Raw genomic sequence first — 15,878 nt, 5'->3', positions numbered from 1 at the left:
TAATCGCTCATCATTTTCTATATTTGAAAGCTAGTACAATTAATCAATAGGAATGCAGTTTAAACACCCAGAACTTCTTTACGCCTTACTCCTGCTTATCATTCCTATAATTGTTCATTTATTTCAGCTACGTAGATTTAAAAAGGTTGAATTTACAAATGTTCAGTTTTTAAAAAACATCACTTTACAAACTCGTAAAAGTTCCCAACTAAAAAAGTGGTTAACACTACTTACTCGTTTACTACTTTTAGCTTGTGCTATAATTGCATTTGCACAACCTTACATTTCTAAATCTAGCAGTTATAAAACCAAAAGCGAAACGGTAATTTACTTAGACAATTCGTTTAGCATGCAAGCCAAAGGAAGTAACGGAACGCTTTTAAACAGTGCTATACAAGATATTATTGAACATATTGACGAAAACGAAAAGATTACGTTTTTTACTAATAATAGTTATAAACCCAACACAACGGTTAAAGCTTTAAAGAACGAATTGATTCAACTATCAAATTCGCCAAATCAAATTACTTATGATGCTGCATTATTAAAAGGAAAAAATGCCTTTTCTAAAGATAAAAGTACGCTTAAAAATTTGGTGCTGATTTCCGATTTTCAACAGCACAATAACGCATTCAACACAGTTACCGATTCTTCTATACAGTTAAAATTAGTACAGCTAAAACCTGTTAACAACTACAATGTAGCTATTGATAGTGCTTATATTTCAAAAACAAATGCTGAAAACATTGAGTTGAGCGTTACCATAAAAAACTCTGGTAATCCTATTGATAACTTACCTGTATCGTTATACAATGACGATAATTTAGTAGCTAAAAGTTCAGTAAGTAGTACTGAAAATGTCTCTGTGGTTTTCACACTTCCTTTTAATCAAATGTTTAATGGCAAACTAAGTATTGAAGATGCTGGTTTAACTTATGACAACACCTTGTTTTTTAACTTAGATAAAAGTGAAACTATAAAGGTATTATCCATAAATGAAGCTGATGACACCTTCTTAAAAAAGATATATACTGATGATGAATTCAGCTACACATCATACAAGCTAAATGAGTTAGATTACAATATCATTTCATCTCAAAATTTAATTGTTTTAAACGAGATAAAAAACATTCCAAATTCGCTAACAACTGCTTTAAAAGCATTTACTGATGATGGTGGAACACTGTTAATTATACCTTCAGGTAATTCTGAATTAAGTTCTTATAATCAATTATTTAGAAATTACAATATTTCAACATTCAATGCTACAACTCCTGAGGAGAAAAAAATAACTTCTATTCAGTTTTCACATCCTTTATTGACTAATGTTTTTGATAAAAAAATCAGCAATTTTCAATACCCAAAAACCAATAAAAGATATGTGTTTTCAGGACCTAGTGGTGCTTCAGTTTTAAACTTTGAAGACAGCACTCCTTTTTTAACCCAAAACGAAAATCTATACACTTTTACAGCGGCTTTAAATGAAGACAATTCAAACTTCAAAAATTCGCCTTTAATTGTTCCTGTGTTATATAATATTGGGAAGCAAAGTCTTAAACTGTCTCAATTATACTACACTATTGGAAAGGAAAATAAAATAGACATAAACACCAAGCTACAACAAGACGATATATTAAAACTAGGAAACGAAAACAACGCAAGTATTCCTTTACAACAAACCTTTACCAATAAAGTGGAGTTAATTACCAATGAATACCCTGAAAAAGCTGGTATTATTCCTGTAATGAACAAGAATGAAGTATTAAAACAATTAAGTTTTAATTACAATAGAACTGAAAGTGATTTATACTATCATGATTTAGAAAGCATTGAAAGTTTAAACGTAACTAAAAGTGTCGCTTCGGCAATTAACGACATAAAAAGTGCTACAAATGTTAATGAGCTATGGAAATGGTTTGTTATTTTTGCATTAGCTTTTTTAATCATTGAAATGCTCATCTTAAAATATTTTAAATGAACGTACTCCTAAAATCTGCGACAATAGTTGACCCAAAAAGCGATTTTCACAATCAAACTGTTGATATTTTAATTGAAAAAGGAGTCATTTCGCAGATTTCAAAACGTATTAGCAATCCAAAAAACTACAAAGAAATTAAGCTAGACAATCTTCATGTTTCAAAAGGTTGGTTTGATAGTAGTGTGAGTTTTGGAGAACCAGGTTATGAAGAACGCGAAACCATTGAAAACGGCTTAAAAACTGCTGCATTATCAGGATTTACATCTGTTGTATTAAATTCTAATACACATCCAGTAATTGATACTAATGCTGATGTTTCGTTTTTAAAAGCAAAAGCCAATGGAAATGCTGTAGACTTACATCCTTTAGGTGCTTTAACCAAAGAAAGTAAAGGTGTTGATTTAGCTGAACTGTTTGATATGAAAAGCGCTGGAGCTGTAGCCTTTTATGACTATCAAAAACCCATAAGCAACCCAAATCTTATAAAGATTGCTCTTCAATATGCTAGCAATTTTGATGGTTTAGTGATGTCTTTTCCTCAAGAATCTAAAATTTCTGGTCTTGGTGTCATGCACGAACATGTCACAAGTACGTCTTTAGGACTTAAAGGAAACCCTTCCTTAGCTGAAGAACTACAAATAGCAAGAGATTTGTTTATCTTAGAATATACTGAAGGAAAACTTCATATTCCAACAATTTCAACAGCAAAATCTGTTGAGCTTATACGAGCTGCAAAACAGAAAAAACTCAATGTTACCTGTAGTGTAGCTATACACAACCTAGTACTAACAGATAAGGATTTGGTAAATTTCAACACCAATTATAAAGTGTTACCTCCATTACGTTCGCAATCTGATATAGATGCATTAATAGAAGGCGTAAAAGATGGTACAATTGATATGGTTACTAGTGACCACAACCCTATTGATATTGAACACAAAAAAGTTGAGTTTGACCACGCAATGTATGGTACAATAGGTTTAGAAAGTGCTTTTGGTGCTTTACAAACTATTTTCACACTTAAGAAAACTATAGACTTACTTACAAAAGGAAAAGAGCGTTTTGATCTGCAATCCAACTCAATACAACAAGGCGAAAAAGCAAACATCACACTTTTTAACCCAAACCAAAGTTATACGTTTACAAAAGATAATATAGCTTCAAGCTCCAAAAACAGTTGCTTTGAAAACCATGACTTAAAAGGAATTGTTTACGGTATTTACGCTAACAACCAACTTGTTTTAAAATAATGACAGAAAATATTATAAAAGAAGGAAAAACCTTAGCTATAGTAAGCTACATGACCTTTATAGGTTTAATTATAGCCATTATTATGAATTTAGAAAAACGCAATCCGTTTACGTTTTTCCATATAAGGCAAATGTTAGGACTCATTATAATGCTATTGGTTTCTAACGTTTCAGAAAAATATATAAATAGCTGGTTTGGTACGGTTTTATGGATTATCACTTTTGTTTGCTGGCTATATGGTTTATACAATGCCTTTACAGGAGAAAAAAAGCCAATTCCTGTAGTTGGTGAATTGTTTCAAGATTGGTTTAGAAAAATTAACTAACAACTAATGGCTGAATTAAGTATACACCACATTACAAGACCTTCTACTATAAAAGAAAATGCACCTCTATTAATCATGCTTCATGGTTATGGTAGTGACGAAAACGATTTGTTTTCATTTGCATCTGAACTTCCTGAAGAATTGTTTATCATCTCATTGAGAGCACCATACCCAATGCAACCTTTTGGCAATGCTTGGTATGCTATTAATTTTGATGCGGAACACAACAAATGGAACGACAATGAACAAGCCACAGCATCAAGAGATTTAATTGCTCAATTTATTGACGAGGCTTGCAATACTTACCCTGTAAACAAGGACAATATTACATTATTAGGTTTTAGTCAAGGGAGTATTTTAAGTTATGCTGTTGCGCTTACCTACCCTAACAAGGTAAATAATATTATAGCACTTAGCGGTTATGTAAGTGAAGACATTTTGCCTGAAAACTTAAACCCTAATGATTACACCAAACTAGATTTTTACTGCTCTCATGGTAGTTTAGATCAAGTTATTCCTGTTGAATGGGCAAGGAAAACACCTAAGTTTTTAGAGGCTTTAAACATTAAACACAAGTATTCTGAATTTCCTGTAGGCCATGGTGTTGCACCACAAAATTTTTATGAGTTTAGAACTTGGTTAAACGACAAGCTCTAGTAACTAGGTCTGTATAAAAAATATTCTACCAGCTTAAACTTAAGTTCTTCCTGACCGACAATTTCATAAGTTAAGAACATTTGTCCCCAATGTTTTCCATCAGTAAAATCGGCTAAAATCCATTTGTGATTAAGCACTTTCACTGTGTTTATTGACATTTTAGAGTCTGTCATTGATGCATAAGGTACAATTGGATGGTCATCACCTTCATAAACGTTTAACTTATACAATTCATCTTTTATAAACGGAATTAAGGTTTCAGTATCATAACCTCTATCTTCAAAATAGGTAAGTGCATCATCATCGTTGTCGATATTAAAATGCATGAGTTCAGAATTTTTTTCTGTTAAACTTGATATTTCAGCTTCGTATTTATCAACCTTTTCCTTCAAGATATTTATATCCTTTTCATAAACATCAAGTATATTCTTTGAGTTTACATACTGAAAAATGATTAGTAGTACTGAAAAAATAAACAAGTACATAAATATTCTGCTCTTCATAATTTTAAAGTGTTATTTGTAGATTATCATAAGCCAAAAATACATGTTTTGGCAATTTTTGTTCAACTTCATCATGAAAACCTAATAAATGACTAATATGAGTAAGGTATGCTTTTTCAGGTTTTACTTTGTCAATAAATGCTAGGGCTTCCTCTAAATTTAAATGTGAGTGGTGAGGTTCTTCTCTTAAGGCATTTATAACCAAAACTTTTAAATGCTTTAGTTTTTCCATTTCCGCTTCTGCAATGGTTTTCATGTCTGTTAAATAAGCAAAATCATTAACTCTAAACCCAAACACCTGCAAGTTACCATGCATTAGGTTTATTGGTACTACAGTAGTATCTCCTAATTTAAAAGGTGTATTCTCAATCTCGCGTATATCAACTCCAGGAGCTCCTGGATATTTATTTTTAGTTTCAAAAACATACGCAAATCGCTGTTGCAAAGCTTTTACAACTCTTTTATGAGCATAAATAGGTATGTCACCTTGCCTAAAATTAAAAGGTCTAATATCGTCCAATCCTGCTGTATGATCTGCATGCTCATGAGTAAATAAAATACCATCAATTTTATTACAATTAGTAGTAAGCATTTGCTGTCTAAAATCAGGACCACAATCAATAACGTAAGCATAATTGTCCCATTCAATTAACACAGAAACTCTAAGTCGCTTATCTTTTGGATTATCACTTAAACATACTGGGTGTGTGCTTCCTATAACTGGAATTCCTTGCGATGTGCCTGTACCCAAAAATGTTATTTTCAATTCTAGAAGTTTGAAACAAAAATAATGTTATTTTTTTGTTTACCATGCTATTTTAATACCTTTGTGCAATACTAAAACCCGGATTTAAAAGATGGAAATAACCTTAAAGGGAGACAGAGAATTTGATGACGTACCTTCGTTAAAAACTAAGGCACTTCGAATTAACCTTAATGAAAATATCTACGGTACTTTTGCCGAAATTGGAGCTGGACAAGAAACTGTACGTCAGTTTTTTAGAGCTGGTGGTGCTTCGGGTACAATTGCAAAAGCAATGTCTGCTTATGACAAGGATTTTAGCGACGCTATTTATGGTATAGAAGATGACAAACGTTATGTTACTGAAGCGCGTTTAAGAAAAATGCTAAATCATGAGGTTAACTTAATTGAAAAAAGACTACCTAGAGACAAACATCCTAATAAATTGTTTTTCTCTTATGCTAATACTGTTGCTACAATAGATTTTGCTAAAAACTATAAAGGACATGGTTGGGTAGGTATTAAATACCAAATAGAACCAGACCAAGAGTATAACGACATCATTATTCATATTAGGTTTAAAGAAACTGATGCGCGTTTACAACAAGAAACACTTGGGGTTTTAGGTACAAATTTAATTTATGGTGCGTTTTATAAGTACAATGAACCTAAAAAATTATTGCGTTACTTATACGACCATTTAGATAAAGACCAGTTAGAAATCGATACGATTAACTTCTCTGGGCCTGTGTTTAAAGACATTGATAACCGTTTAATGAGCTTACAACTAGTTAAAAACGGTATGACTGATGCCGTAATGTTTGCTCCTGACGGAAACAACGTATTACCAGCAAGGGTTTTATACAAAAAGAATATACTAGCGTTACGTGGTAGTTTTAGACCTGTAACCAAAGTAAATATGGACATGTTTCAAAAGTCTTATGACATGTTCATTAAAGAAAATAAAGTTGATGTCGATAAAACTCAAGTCATCTTTGAAATTACCTTATCCAACCTTCGTGCTGAAGGTGAAATTGATGAGCAAGATTTCATGGATAGAGCAAAATTATTATGTTCTTTAGGGCAAACAGTTCTTATCTCTAACTTTCAGGAGTATTATAAACTTGTTGAATATTTTTCTCAATACTCTAAAAACAGAATGGGATTATCAATGGGTGTCAACAACTTAGTAGATATTTTTGATGAAAAATACTACAGACACTTAAGTGGAGGTATTCTAGAAGCTTTTGGTAAGTTGTTCTTTAAAGATTTAAGAGTTTACTTATATCCAATGCAAAATGAAGATGGTACGCTAACTAATAGTGAAAATCTTAAAGTACATCCTAGAATGAAAGAACTTTACAAGTTCTTCAAATACAACGGAAAAGTAGTAGACATTACCGATTTTGACCCTTCTACTTTAGCTATTTTTTCAAGAAAAGTACTTAAAATGATTGCCAAAGGGGAAGATGGATGGGAAACTATGCTACCTGAAGGTGTTTCTAAATTAATTAAAGAAAAAAGCCTCTTCGGATGTGAATCGGAAGAAATATTTCATAAAGAATAAAAAAGAAAAGCGACCAAATGGTCGCTTTTTTTATGGTTAAGAGGGTAAACTTTACTTAAAATGTAAACTCATATCCTATATTAACTGCAGAATAACTGTAGGTATCCATAACTTCTGTGTATGAAGCTACAATACCTGAACATTTTGAAACTTGCATACCAAGCCTAAGTCTATACAAGAAACCGCCTTCATCTAATCCATAAGCATAACCTGCGTCTCCACCTATGTGAAACTTATCATTATCAGTATGAAATCTAAACGTTCCTGCAAACGATACAAACTTCCCGTCACCTTCTTTTATAAGAGTGTTGCTAGAGTTGTTTTGAAATGCATACATTGCTCCAAGCGTTCCTCCTACTTTTAAATCCTTAGTTAAATTGTACAAATACGTAACGTCAAACGCTGCATTGGTTGAGAAAACTTCATTAGCATAGTCTCCTCCTACAGTACCTCCTACACTAAATGCAGCTCTAAATTCATAAGGATCTACAGTTTCTTCTTCTGGTTGTTCTTCTTGAGCATATGCTCCTAAACAACATGTTACTAAAAAAATAATTGTTAAAAAGTTCTTTATCATAATCTAAAGTATTAGTTAGTTATACAGCTAAAATAAACTTTTTGATCTAATTTTTAACATTTTCTTAAATAACCTATGTGTTTTTTATAAAAAATATTGTTATTCCAATATTTGCTCTGAGTGTATTTTAGCCTTAACCTTGTCTATAACTTTTTCGATTATACCGTCTTCATTAATAACAAAAGTTGCTCTATGAATACCATCAAATGTTCGTCCCATGAACTTTTTTGGTCCCCAAACACCAAACGCATTAATTACTTCTTTATCAACGTCTGCTAATAATGGATAAGGAAAACTAAACTTATTTTTAAAGTTAGTTTGTCGTTTTTCAGTATCAGCACTCACACCTAAAATTTCGTAGCCTTTATCAGTAAGCTCACTGTAATTATCTCTTAAATTACAAGCTTCTACAGTACAAGTAGGTGTATTGGCTTTAGGATAAAAGAAAATCACAAGCTTTTTCCCTTTATAGTCTGAAAGCGATACTGTGTTTCCTTGTTCGTCTTTTGCTGTAAAATCTGGAGCTTTATCTCCTGCTTTTAATTTAGTCATATTTATTAACTTTGAATTTTATGTAAAAATACAATTAATGACTAAGCAAGAAAAGGTAGATTTTGTTATAAATACCTTAAAATCTATTTATCCAACCATTCCTATTCCTTTAGACCATAAAGACCCTTATACATTGTTAATAGCTGTACTTATGTCTGCACAAAGTACAGATGTTAGGGTAAATCAAATTACACCTTTACTTTTTGAAAAAGCTGATAACCCTTATGACATGATAAAACTTACGGTTGAAGAAATTCGTGAAATTATTAAGCCTGTTGGACTATCACCTATGAAAAGTAAAGGTATACATGGGCTTTCAAAAATACTTATTGAGGAACACAACGGAGAAGTTCCTCAAACCTACGAAGACCTAGAAAAACTCCCTGCTGTTGGACATAAAACTGCAGCAGTTGTATTATCGCAAGCGTTTGGTATTCCTGCTTTTCCTGTAGATACACACATACATCGATTAATGTATCGTTGGGGTTTTAGTAATGGTAAAAATGTTGTACAAACCGAAAAAGATGCAAAACGATTATTTCCTGAAGAATTATGGAATGATCTTCATTTGCAAATCATTTGGTATGGTAGAGAATACTCTCCAGCTAGAGGTTGGAATTTAGAAAAAGACATCATTACCAAAACTATTGGTAGGGCATCTGTAATAAAAGACTATTATAAATCAAAAAAGTCCTGACGACTAACCGATCAGGACTTTTCAAAATTTAATTAAGAAGTGCTTCAAACTTCAATTTATTACAATGTATAACACTTAAAGCCTTAGAGTAATTTAAAAGAAAATCTACAGTTTCTTTTTTAGGGTTCAGGTTGTTTTTTGTTTGAGGATAATTAGAGTAAAGTTTTGCCATTATCGGAATTTTAAGTTAGTACAATTTCAATAACGCAGTAAAACTCTATTTATTATATCAATTTGTTAAAACTATATTATTTTTTTCGATTACCTTCCTCAAATTAATCAATGCATAACGCATTCTACCCAAGGCTGTATTGATGCTAACACCAGTACTATCGCTTATTTCCTTAAAGCTCATATCCTTGTACATACGCATTACTAAAACGTCTTTTTGGTCGTCTGGCAACTCTTCAATAAGTCGTCTTAAATCACATTCTACCTGTTCTTTGATAAGCTGTTTTTCAGCATTTAAGGCAGAATCTCCTAATACCGAAAAAATACTGAACTCACCAGAGTTGTCAAACTTTGGCATTCTGTTGCTTTTTCTAAAATGATCAATAACTAAATTATGCGCAATACGCATAACCCAAGGTAAAAATTTACCTTCTTCGTTGTATTTTCCAAGCTTAAGCGTTTTAATAACCTTAATAAAAGTGTCTTGGAAAATATCTTCAGTAATATCTTTATCAAATACTTTTGAATAGATAAAACTGTAAATCTTTTGTTTGTGTCTGTGGATTAAAACCGAAAGAGCGCTTTCGTCTCCTTGAATGTAGTTTTTTACTAAAACAGCGTCAGTGATAAGTTCGTGTTTCATAATCATTACTTTAAGGGCAAAGAATTTACTTCTTAGCTTGGGGTTAATTTCTAAAGTAATGTTATGCTATAGGCGAATGGTTTTTAACTGTTTATGTCTCAAATATAACAACAATCATTCCGAAATTCCAAAAAAACAGACTAAAATTTAACATTTTAATCAACAAAAATCCATTTTCAAGGCTGAGATAGTTGTAGTATCTTTGCGAATTCTAAAGCATAATTTTCAATATGAGCGTTAATATTTCTGAAGTTAATCAAAAGCAAAATATCATCATAAAAGGTGCTAAACTTCATAATTTAAAAAATATTGATGTTGTTATACCAAGAAACAAGCTTGTGGTTATAACTGGTTTATCAGGTTCTGGTAAATCTAGTTTAGCATTCGACACGCTTTATGCTGAAGGTCAGCGTCGTTACGTTGAAAGCCTATCTAGTTACGCGCGTCAGTTTTTAGGACGATTAAATAAACCAAAAGTAGATTTCATTAAAGGTATTGCTCCTGCTATTGCTATTGAGCAAAAAGTGAACTCAACTAATCCACGCTCTACCGTAGGTACAACTACCGAAATTTACGACTACTTAAAACTTCTTTTTGCGCGAATTGGTAAAACCTACTCTCCTATTTCTGGTGAATTGGTAAAAAAACACACCACAAAAGATGTACTAGAGTTGGTAAAACAATTTGAAGAGAAAGAAAAACTATTACTCCTTGCTCCTATTATTTTGGAAGAAGGACGTACTATGGCAGACAAACTTAAAGTGCTACTTCAGCAAGGGTATGCTAGAATAAAATCTGGTGATGATGTATTGCGTATTGATGATGCTATCGATAAAAAACTAGCCAAAGACGTCTTTTTAGTGGTGGATAGAATTGTGGTTAAACACGAAGAGGATTTTTACAACCGACTTGCTGATGCCATCGAAACTGCTTTTTTTGAAGGAAAAGGCGCTTGTATTATTGAATCGCTTTCTACAAAAAAACTACATGCTTTCAATAATAAGTTTGAATTGGATGGCATGTCTTTTTTAGAGCCTAATGTTCATCTTTTTAGTTTTAATAATCCGTATGGAGCTTGTCCTAAATGCGAAGGTTATGGAGATATTATAGGAATTGATGAAGACTTAGTCATCCCAAATACTAGTTTGTCTGTTTACGAAAATGCAATTTTCGCTTGGCGTGGAGAAAGTATGAGTTGGTATAGAGATATGCTAGTCAATAATTCGCATAAATTCGATTTCCCTATACACAAACCTTATTTTGAACTGTCTAATGAGCAAAAACAACTCATTTGGGATGGTAATGAGTATTTCGAAGGGTTAAACAGTTTTTTTGAAGAACTTGAAGCTAAAGCTTATAAAATTCAAAACCGAGTAATGCTTTCGCGTTACAGAGGAAAAACAAAATGTATTACTTGTAAAGGAAAACGCTTACGTCCTGAAGCTAACTATGTAAAAGTTGGACAAACTACAATAACCGATTTGGTTGAAATGCCTCTTAAAAAACTCACTCAGTTTTTTAAAGAGCTAGAGTTAAATGATTATGACACTCAAATCGCTAGCAGACTATTGAAAGAAATCAATAATCGTTTGTCGTTTTTATCAAATGTTGGCTTAGATTATTTAACGCTTAACCGTCGTTCAAACACCCTGTCTGGTGGTGAAAGTCAACGTATTAACCTAGCGACTTCACTAGGAAGCAGTTTAGTAGGCTCAATGTATATTTTAGACGAACCTAGTATTGGCTTACACCCTAAAGACACTCAAAAACTAATTAAAGTTTTAGAAGCATTACGCGATTTAGGTAACACAGTAATTGTAGTTGAGCATGACGAAGATATTATGCAAGCTGCTGATGAAATTATAGATATTGGTCCTGAAGCTGGTACTTTTGGAGGACATGTTGTAGCAACTGGTAGCTATGAAACTATTTTAGCTTCAGATTCGTTAACCGCTAAATACCTTAATGGAAATCTATCTATAGAAGTTCCTAAAAAAAGGCGCACTTCAAAATATCATATTGATGTTATTGGAGCTCGCGAAAACAACTTAAAAAACATTGACGTTACGTTTCCTTTGGAAATGTTAACCGTTATTACAGGAGTATCTGGAAGTGGAAAGAGTACTTTGGTTAAAAAAATACTGTTTCCTGCCATACAGAAAAAACTAACTGATTTTGGCGATAAACCTGGACAGTTTACTGAAATAAAAGGCAACTTTAGCAATATAAAGCATGTTGAGTTTGTTGACCAAAACCCAATTGGTCGTTCTTCGCGCTCAAACCCTGTGACTTACATTAAAGCCTATGACGATATAAGAGCTTTATTTGCTAATCAAAAGCTGAGTAAAATAAGAAACTACCAAGCAAAACATTTTTCGTTTAATGTGGATGGTGGACGTTGCGAAACTTGTAAAGGCGAAGGTGAAGTAACCATAGAAATGCAGTTTATGGCAGATGTTCATCTTACTTGCGAAACTTGTAATGGTAAACGCTTTAAAAAAGAAGTACTTGAAGTTACCTTTGAAGATAAGACTATTGATGACATTTTAAACCTTACTATTGATGATGCTATTGCGTTTTTTAGCAAGCATAACCAATCTAAAATTCAAGGCAAGTTACAACCGCTTCAAGATGTTGGTTTAGGCTACGTTACTTTAGGTCAAAGCTCTTCAACCTTGTCTGGTGGTGAAGCGCAACGTATTAAATTAGCATCGTTTTTAGGCAAAGGAAGTAAAAGTGATAATGCATTATTTATTTTTGATGAGCCTACAACAGGTTTACATTTTCATGATATTCAAAAACTACTAACCTCTTTTCAAGCTTTAATTGCTAAAGGACATTCTATAATTGTTATTGAACACAATTTAGAGCTTATCAAATGTGCCGATTACATTATTGATTTAGGTCCTGATGGTGGCGAACAAGGTGGACATCTTGTAGCTCATGGCACTCCCGAAGACATTGTAGCTGATAAAAACTCGGTTACTGGTAGATACTTAAAGGAAAAACTATAGTTGTGAAGCTCTCAGAAAACATAGGCAACAATAAGGATGAGCTTCATTCTATTGAGTCTATTGATTTTTCTACAAATACGCCAGAAAACGTTAATATAGCTGTTACACCTTTAAAACCTGGAGGTGCGAATTTTAAAACACACTCTTTAGTAAAAAAATCGTCTTCAAAATATGCCTATCAACCTTCAGTAGGTGGAGCTGCATTTTCTATTTTGTTCCTTAGTATTGGACTTATAATTACAATAGCTTGCCTACTTAATATTATTGGTGTTTTTTCAACAGTAAAACCTGTAAGTTGGTTCATGCTACTTATAGGAGTTATCTTTGCCACTGTTGGAGCTTTACTGACGTATTGGTCTTACATGCCTAGAGTTTTCGATAAACAACTTGGTCTTTACTATAAAGCTTATAAAGTTGATTTTAATAGAGATAAAAACACTTCAAAAAAACAAATTCCTTTAAAATCAATTATAGCTATTCAAATCATTGGAGAACGCATAACTAGTGATGATGGTTCTTATGGAAGTTTTGAGCTTAATCTAGTATTAAATGACTATTCTAGAAAAAATGTAGTGGATCACGGAAATCTAAAATCCATAATCAACGATGCACATATCTTAAGTGATTTTTTAAACATCCCAATATGGCATGCAAAAACACACAATGCTCAATAAGTCAACAACGCCATAAGTGCCATAATACCAGCAGCAAATGGTATTACAAACATTAAAAACACAAAGGTTGCCACACTACTTTTAAAGAAGCTTAAAAACCAACCTTGTCCATAAAATCGTTTTACAGCTATAAAGAGGTAAAAGAAAGTTGATAGCATCACCAATGTCATAATCCAACCTGGAAAATTATCCCAAATAAAATTACACAACATAAGCACGCTAAAAACAGTAAACAAAAACGAAAAGAAATAAAAGCTAAACACCAAATGATGTGCAAAACGTCCTTTTCTATAGTATAACAACTTTAAAATAAATGCAAATATTGGCAAGAGTATAAACATTGCTATTGGGATACTATCATAAAACGCTTGCAATATTGAACCTCCACTCCTATTCTTAAAAAACTTTAAGGCTTGTGCGTATAGTCTTCTGGTAAAATAGCCATCATCGTCATCCATTCCCATAGCCTTATAGATCTCATCCTCACTTGCTCCTGCATCAATTAAAGAATCAATCTCACTTCGGCTAAAACTAAAATTAGTATTCATTTTAGATTCTTTAGTAGCTTCTTGTTTTATAATAGAATCAAGCTCTTTAAACTCTTTATCTTTTAATCCTAGTTTCTCTTTATTTGCCTCAAGAGGCTGCATTATTTGAGCTATTTGAGCCGAATCTAAAGGTTTATTTCTCAAAGAGTCTATAACCGTTTTTGAACGTTCTAGTTCGCGTTTCATAGCCTCATCAACGCTTTGCGTAGTTTGTCTTGCTATAAAAGAGAATAAAAAGAAAAATACTACCGAAATAAACAGGTACATCTGAGCTGGATGCAAATACAACAAGCGTTTTCCTTCTACAAAACGTCTAGCCAAATAACCTGGTTGTATCATTAAGGGAATAAAGCTCTTAAAAAAACGAGCATCAAAAGAAAAGTAGTTGCTAATAGTGTTGTAAAACAACACACCAAGAGTAAGGTCGTCTTTTGCTTTTTGCCCACAGTGCGGACAAAATTGAAACCCTTCTTCAAATTGCTTTTCGCAGTTTGGACAGTTAACCTGAGTTTTTCCCATAATAATTGATTGGCTATATAAAAGTATAAAAAAAATTGAACGCTCATGTAAAGTGTTTTTCACAAACGTCCTTAACAATCAATAAAACATTAACAATGAAACACTTACATTTTTGGCACGCAAATTGAAAACTAACATAACAAATAGCGTAAGCCGAAAAGCTAAATGAGTAGGCATAATCTAAAACCCTATTATTATGAAAAAATTTGTATTCATATTAGCATCGATGTTACTAGGTTTAACATCTGCAACAGCAACAGCACAAGGTGAAGGTTTAAACAATACACGCTATCGTTATGCACAACCAATAATGTTTGTAGAGCGTGGTGTAGAGTTTATGATTTTTCCTGACGGAAGTTTCGACTTCAATACCAATTTTGAAAGCACTTACCATACAGGTGACGTGTACTACAGATCAACAACTACTCGTAGAAGCTCGGTAAATGTTACTTATGGAGCTCCAGGTACTGTTAGTAGAGTACACTATTCTACTCCAAGATCTAATCAAGGTGTATTTATTCAACATGATAGTGATGGTAAAATTAGAAGAATTGGTAATGTGTACTTAAATTATGACAGACAAGGCAGAATTAAAAGAGCTGGAACTGTATATATGAGTTACCAAAGAGGTAATGGAAGATTAAAACAAGTTGGTGGTTTACGTGTAAACTACAACGCTTGGGGAGAAATTGTTCATGCTTCTGGTGTAGTAAACCATAGCAATTCAGGTTATGTATACAGTAACAACACTTCGGGTAATTTTGGATATGGTTATTATAGTGATTTTGATGATGCTGATGATTACTATTACTACAGACAAGGTGGTGAGGTGAAAAAACAAAAAAAGATTAAAATAAAAGTATAAATAGATTTTTTTGATTGGTTAGTTAATTGATAATCCCGTTGTACGTCCCCAAGTACTTCGGGATTGTCTTTTTATAGAGCATCAATACTAACTATAAAAAGTTTATCCTTCTCTAAGTATCTTTTCCATTTTTCTACCTTTTGCTAACTCATCAACCAACTTATCTAAATATCTGGTCTGTTGGGTTAACGTGGTAGTAATATCTTCTATCCTGTAACCACATATTACACCCTTAATTAAGTGTGCATTTGGGTGAATGGTTGCTTGCTCAAAAAACGTTTTAAAAGTTACCTTATCGTCTATAAGTTGTTGCAACTTATTGTCGTCAAATCCTGTTAACCATTCAATAACTTGGTGTAACTCGGCTTTGGTACGATTCTTTTTCTCAACTTTAGTAACATAATGTGGATATACCGATGCAAAAGTCATTTTTGCAATACGTTCATCATGTTCTGGTGTGGTAATACTCATAGTGCTGAATGTGTTGTTAATTTTTGATATGTGAAGGTAACGGTCTCCTTTACTTTGATATTATTAAATTTAACAAGAGTAGAGAGGAGAACTCGAACGGTCTTTAGGTAATACCTATTACACG

17 protein-coding genes are annotated in these 15,878 nt (G+C 32.6%); 9 read left to right on the top strand and 8 right to left on the bottom strand.

Annotation, left to right across the window (positions count from 1 at the left end; all coding sequences use genetic code 11):
* Nucleotides 1–52 precede the first annotated feature (52 nt).
* From OD803_RS05990 to OD803_RS05975, 4 genes are read left to right on the top strand one after another with little or no spacing between them, the layout of a single operon-like run.
* Nucleotides 53–1,978, top strand: a complete 1,926-nt coding sequence (locus OD803_RS05990) for a vWA domain-containing protein (protein ID WP_262732731.1) — start codon at nucleotides 53–55, stop codon at nucleotides 1,976–1,978.
* The gene (locus OD803_RS05985; protein ID WP_262732730.1) at nucleotides 1,975–3,228 is read left to right on the top strand and encodes a dihydroorotase; all 1,254 of its coding nucleotides are present in this window, start codon (nucleotides 1,975–1,977) and stop codon (nucleotides 3,226–3,228) included. Before OD803_RS05990 ends, OD803_RS05985 begins: the two co-directional genes overlap by 4 nt.
* Complete coding sequence (locus tag OD803_RS05980) at nucleotides 3,228–3,554, top strand: DUF4870 domain-containing protein (protein WP_129760159.1); 327 nt, start codon at nucleotides 3,228–3,230, stop codon at nucleotides 3,552–3,554. The genes OD803_RS05985 and OD803_RS05980 overlap by 1 nt, the downstream gene beginning before the upstream one ends.
* A gap of 6 nt (nucleotides 3,555–3,560) precedes the next feature.
* Nucleotides 3,561–4,211 carry an alpha/beta hydrolase gene (locus OD803_RS05975; RefSeq protein ID WP_262732729.1) on the top strand — a complete coding sequence of 217 codons (651 nt, stop codon included), beginning with the start codon at nucleotides 3,561–3,563 and terminating at the stop codon, nucleotides 4,209–4,211.
* Here OD803_RS05975 and OD803_RS05970 read toward each other — a convergent pair.
* Both OD803_RS05970 and OD803_RS05965 read right to left on the bottom strand, forming a co-directional pair.
* Nucleotides 4,208–4,714, bottom strand: coding sequence for a hydrolase (locus tag OD803_RS05970; protein ID WP_238155788.1), 507 nt, complete (start codon nucleotides 4,712–4,714; stop codon nucleotides 4,208–4,210). The genes OD803_RS05975 and OD803_RS05970 overlap by 4 nt on opposite strands.
* A gap of 4 nt (nucleotides 4,715–4,718) precedes the next feature.
* Nucleotides 4,719–5,480: an MBL fold metallo-hydrolase gene (locus OD803_RS05965; protein WP_262732728.1), complete on the bottom strand. Its 762-nt coding sequence runs from the start codon at nucleotides 5,478–5,480 to the stop codon at nucleotides 4,719–4,721.
* 91 nt (nucleotides 5,481–5,571) lie between these two features.
* On the opposite strand from OD803_RS05965, the gene OD803_RS05960 reads away from it, so the two are divergent.
* Nucleotides 5,572–7,023: a TonB-dependent receptor gene (locus OD803_RS05960; RefSeq protein WP_129760162.1), complete on the top strand. Its 1,452-nt coding sequence runs from the start codon at nucleotides 5,572–5,574 to the stop codon at nucleotides 7,021–7,023.
* Nucleotides 7,024–7,078: 55 nt separating this feature from the next.
* On the opposite strand, the gene OD803_RS05955 is transcribed toward OD803_RS05960, so the two are convergent.
* A complete protein-coding gene (locus tag OD803_RS05955) occupies nucleotides 7,079–7,600 on the bottom strand; it encodes a hypothetical protein (RefSeq protein ID WP_131506833.1) in 522 nt (173 codons plus the stop codon).
* Between the two features lie 99 nt (nucleotides 7,601–7,699).
* Nucleotides 7,700–8,152: a thioredoxin-dependent thiol peroxidase gene (bcp, locus tag OD803_RS05950; protein ID WP_131506834.1), complete on the bottom strand. Its 453-nt coding sequence runs from the start codon at nucleotides 8,150–8,152 to the stop codon at nucleotides 7,700–7,702.
* A gap of 37 nt (nucleotides 8,153–8,189) precedes the next feature.
* On the opposite strand from bcp, the gene OD803_RS05945 reads away from it, so the two are divergent.
* The gene (locus OD803_RS05945; protein WP_129760165.1) at nucleotides 8,190–8,849 is read left to right on the top strand and encodes an endonuclease III domain-containing protein; all 660 of its coding nucleotides are present in this window, start codon (nucleotides 8,190–8,192) and stop codon (nucleotides 8,847–8,849) included.
* 28 nt (nucleotides 8,850–8,877) lie between these two features.
* Here the strand turns inward: OD803_RS05945 and OD803_RS05940 are convergent, their stop codons facing one another.
* Both OD803_RS05940 and OD803_RS05935 read right to left on the bottom strand, forming a co-directional pair.
* Nucleotides 8,878–9,021, bottom strand: a complete 144-nt coding sequence (locus OD803_RS05940) for a hypothetical protein (protein ID WP_165353683.1) — start codon at nucleotides 9,019–9,021, stop codon at nucleotides 8,878–8,880.
* Nucleotides 9,022–9,078: 57 nt separating this feature from the next.
* Nucleotides 9,079–9,663, bottom strand: a complete 585-nt coding sequence (locus OD803_RS05935; protein WP_129760166.1) for an RNA polymerase sigma factor — start codon at nucleotides 9,661–9,663, stop codon at nucleotides 9,079–9,081.
* A gap of 230 nt (nucleotides 9,664–9,893) precedes the next feature.
* Here OD803_RS05935 and uvrA point away from each other — a divergent pair, with 230 nt between their 5' ends.
* Together uvrA and OD803_RS05925 are read left to right on the top strand one after the other, a co-directional pair.
* On the top strand, nucleotides 9,894–12,677 hold the full coding sequence (uvrA, locus tag OD803_RS05930) for an excinuclease ABC subunit UvrA (RefSeq protein ID WP_262732725.1): 2,784 nt from the start codon (nucleotides 9,894–9,896) through the stop codon (nucleotides 12,675–12,677).
* A gap of 2 nt (nucleotides 12,678–12,679) precedes the next feature.
* Nucleotides 12,680–13,351 (top strand): hypothetical protein, encoded by a 672-nt coding sequence (locus OD803_RS05925; protein ID WP_262732724.1) that lies wholly within the window; start codon nucleotides 12,680–12,682, stop codon nucleotides 13,349–13,351.
* On the opposite strand, the gene OD803_RS05920 is transcribed toward OD803_RS05925, so the two are convergent.
* Nucleotides 13,345–14,418, bottom strand: a complete 1,074-nt coding sequence (locus OD803_RS05920; protein WP_129760169.1) for a DUF3667 domain-containing protein — start codon at nucleotides 14,416–14,418, stop codon at nucleotides 13,345–13,347. The two genes, OD803_RS05925 and OD803_RS05920, sit on opposite strands and share 7 nt — an antisense overlap.
* A gap of 196 nt (nucleotides 14,419–14,614) precedes the next feature.
* On the opposite strand from OD803_RS05920, the gene OD803_RS05915 reads away from it, so the two are divergent.
* A complete protein-coding gene (locus OD803_RS05915; protein WP_262732722.1) occupies nucleotides 14,615–15,283 on the top strand; it encodes a hypothetical protein in 669 nt (222 codons plus the stop codon).
* 102 nt (nucleotides 15,284–15,385) lie between these two features.
* On the opposite strand, the gene OD803_RS05910 is transcribed toward OD803_RS05915, so the two are convergent.
* Entirely contained in the window at nucleotides 15,386–15,754 is a 369-nt protein-coding gene (locus OD803_RS05910) for a DUF2200 domain-containing protein (RefSeq protein WP_129760171.1), read from the bottom strand.
* Between the last annotated feature and the right edge of the window lie 124 nt (nucleotides 15,755–15,878).

Origin of the sequence: Gaetbulibacter sp. NE (genome assembly GCF_025548475.1) — a bacterium.
GTDB classification, from domain to species: domain Bacteria; phylum Bacteroidota; class Bacteroidia; order Flavobacteriales; family Flavobacteriaceae; genus Gaetbulibacter_B; species Gaetbulibacter_B jejuensis.
The sequence above is the reverse complement of the archived record's forward strand: the minus strand, read 5'-3'. Positions and strand labels throughout refer to the sequence as shown.